1 protein-coding gene is annotated in these 3,866 nt (G+C 27.7%); it reads left to right on the top strand.

Translation table 11 applies throughout. From position 1 onward, the window contains the following. Nucleotides 1–2,810 precede the first annotated feature (2,810 nt). A complete protein-coding gene (locus tag CKF54_RS03045) occupies nt 2,811–3,701 on the top strand; it encodes a YicC/YloC family endoribonuclease (RefSeq protein WP_222987489.1) in 891 nt (296 codons plus the stop codon). The last annotated feature ends 165 nt before the right edge of the window (nt 3,702–3,866 follow it).

Genomic DNA, 3,866 nt, shown 5'->3' with positions numbered 1-3,866 from the left:
TACTACCTAATTTTTTATAAGGATCTCTCATTCAAGGGATCCTTATTTTTAATTTGTTATCTTTACCACGCTATATTCTTCCATATAGCAATATATTCCTATGTTTAAATACTGTTGCGGGAGTATGAATATGTTTCTAAACATTTTCTAAATACTAGGTAAAGTTTATTAATAAAGTAAATTAGCTTTTATAAATGTAAATTGTTTACGATGATTTTTACAAAATAGTTAAGTTTAACCTAATATATCTATAAGATGTATAAATTTATTTTAAATTTACATAGATGAGATCTATTAAAATCACATTACGCCGCCCTTAAAAAAGCTATTATTTATCACAACTTTAAAGCAAGATTTTCCAGTAATTAAATTTCTTGTGTTGTATAATATAAGTACGAAATAGTAAACAACATTCTACTACCTTAAGGATAAAAATAAGATGGAGACAGTTATTAGCAAATTAAAAAAATTAGTTAATTACTTTGAGCAAAAAGTTACAACAGAGAAATTAGTAAATCTTATTTGCATTTTAGTTGTGATTCAACTAGGACTATCTGGATTAAACTTCATTCTGCAACTAATCCTTAAATCTATCTCTTAAAATTTCTTATATAAGGAATACGAGGTGACCTTCAAATGTTGTTTACTTTGATATGTTAACATTTGAAAGTCACCTCATACATTATGTTATGCCTATACCATATATTGTCATAACAATCCAAATAATATAGTATCTCTTAAACAAGATTATTTAATTATTTCATTATTTCCTCTTTTACAAAATTCAAAATATTGATTTTTGTAAAAAAATATGTTACAATTATCTTATAAATTTTATATAACAAAATTATTATAATATATTGATATTATATTAGGAAGTATCATAATTTGATAAAATGATACTTCCTATTTTTTATTTATAAGGATCCCTTTAACTAAGGGATCCTTATTTTAATATACTATCTTTAATGCACTAAACTCTTCTTCGATTTCCATATAGTGCATATGTTCATATCCTACTTAGAAAATTAAATAGATAATCTTTTCTATATGTTCTAAATGTTAAATAAAGTATTATCTAATACAGCAAATTTATTTTTTTCGCTGTAAAGCGCATACGTTTATTTTTACAAAATATTTCAGTTGAAGTTAAATATATTTATTTTATGTATATATTTATTTTGAATTAACGTAGATAAAATCTATTAAAATCATATTACCTCCCTTTTAAGAAAGATGTTATTTATCACACATTTAAAGAGAGATTTTTAAGTAATTGAATTTCTTCTATAGTATAATATTAGTACAAAAATAACAAACTATATTCTACCATCTAAGGATAAAATAATATGGAGACGGTTATTAACAAATTAAAAAAATTAGTTAATTATTTTGATAAGAAAGTTACAACAGAGAGATTGGTAAATCTTATCTGCATTGTATTTGCAATTCAGCTAGGGGTATCTGTATTAAACTTTATTATGGAATTAATCCTAAAATCTATCTCCTAAAATTTCTTATATACGAAATACAAGGTGACTTTCAAATGTTGTTTACTTTGATATGTTAACATTTGAAAGTCACCTCATACATTATGTTATGCCTATACCATATATTGTCATAACAACCCAAATAATATAGTATGTCTAAACAAGATTATTTAATTATTTGGTTCTTCCCCCTTTTATAAAATTCAAAACATTGATTTTTATAAAAAATATGTTAAAATAAGTATGTTCATATAATAATATATAATATTGATATATGTAGGAAGTATCATAATTTATTAAGATGATACTTCCTATTTTTTTATTTATAATGCCCCCATAAATCAAGGGATCCTTAATTTTACGCTCTTCTGGTTTACAACCACAAGAATAAGTCTATCTTGTAAAAGTTAATTAACTTAGCACTGCACAACAGCTTTATTTATAAAATTCAAATCTTTGATTTTTATAAAAAATATGTTAAAATAATATTAACGAATTGTTTCATATGATTACATCATATGATAATTACATAATTATATATTATAGGAAGTATCATGAAAATGAAATGATACTTCCTATTTTTTATTTATAAGGACCACATCAACCAAGGGATCCTTAATTTTATATTCTTCTTTTACAATCACAAGAATAAGTCTATCCTATAAAATCTAATTAACTTAGCACTGCACAACAGCTTTTTTATAGAGCTCAAAACTTTGATTTTTGTAAAAAAATATGTTAATATGTCACTATATTAACGAATGTTTCATTCTATCATATGATGACATCATATGATGATTACATATTATTTTTTTGATAAGGATCCCCACAATCAAGGGGTCCTTATTTTTATATAATTTTCACTACACTTAACATCTTTTCGTTCTTACGTTCTATACACTTTATACAGACACTTTGTGTATACCTTTGTGTGTAACTTTACTTTATACGCCCGTTATCGGTATTCTTACCTGCATTCCTACCAGTATTACCTGCCTTACCTACACTTTTTAACCAAACACATTGATTTAGAATCAAGAGTAAACAACTGATCTCTAATACAACTACTAAGTTTATGTATCTACAGAAGTCCCCTGTGTGTTGCATATCAAATTCTAGCTTTTACTAGCCAAACTTGGTTAATAGTTGAGTAGTCTTATGGGTCTTAACCATGCTAAAGTAACTAAAGCGTGAATTTTAACTTGAATTTATTAATTCCCCTCACTTTTCCCCTCAAAACAAGATATAATAACCACAGCTAAGAAAGGATAAAAGCGTTTCTTAACTACTAATAAATAAATTGAGTATTAAGGTAAGATTATGTTACGTAGCATGACCGGTTTTGTTTCTCACGAAGTAATCATTGGTGATTACCAAATTGTTTGGGAAATCAAAACATTAAACCACCGTTTCTTTGATATGATCATTAAGCTACCTGAAAGCTTAAGATGTGTTGAATTTGACCTCCGCACTATTGCTAAAGACCGCATTCGTCGTGGTAAAGCTGATGTTTCTGTTTTCTTTAAAAACCGTAGCTTAAAAAGCACTTTAGAGATTTCTGATCAACAGTTAAATACTTTAGTTGAGTTCTTCCAACGTACATCAAATGTTTTTAACCAAGGCTTAGATGGTAAAGCTCATCTTAATATCAACTTAGATAATGTTCTATCTAACCCTGCGTTTACAGGTAACGATGGCTATGAGTTTAGTGATGAGTTCAAAGCGAAGTTATTAAAATCATTTGAACAAGCAATGAGCCAACTTGAGCAAACACGTCAAGACGAAGGTAAGCGTTTACACGAAGTGCTTGAGACTTGTTTATGCAACATGAAACAAATTACTGCAGAAATTTGCCAGTATGCTCGCGCAAATAAAGATCAAATCTACACTAAACTAGTAGCACGCGTTAAAGAGTTATCTGAAAACGCAACAATTGATCCTATCCGCATGGAACAAGAGGTTTTACTTCTTGCACAAAAAGGTGATATCCAAGAAGAAATTGATCGTTTAAATTCACACTATTGTGAAATTACCAAACTTCTAACTAGCAAAGAAGCAGTTGGTCGTAAACTTGATTTCTTAATGCAAGAACTTAACCGTGAATCTAACACTATTTGCTCAAAATCAACCGATATTAACATCATCAATCGCGCGATTAATTTAAAAACTTACATCGAGCAAATGCGTGAACAAATTCAAAATATTGAGTAGTTAACTCAATCTATCCAAATAATACAAATAGTTAAGCCCCTAAGACCTTACTTCTTAGGGGCTTAACTTTGGATAAAATTTTACTTTCACCGTTACCACAAAACTTTTCTAAACCTCAAAGACACAGAAACTTATAACCTTCTCTGATCCTCAGATCCTCAGATC

This window comes from Psittacicella hinzii (genome assembly GCF_003585885.1).
Lineage (GTDB): Bacteria > Pseudomonadota > Gammaproteobacteria > Enterobacterales > Psittacicellaceae > Psittacicella.
The sequence above is the reverse complement of the archived record's forward strand: the minus strand, read 5'-3'. Positions and strand labels throughout refer to the sequence as shown.

What these genes read in the sequence shown, in the direction of transcription:
- CKF54_RS03045 (WP_222987489.1), top strand. Translation starts at nt 2,811, where the DNA reads ATGTTACGTAGCATGACCGGTTTTGTTTCTCACGAAGTAATCATTGGT.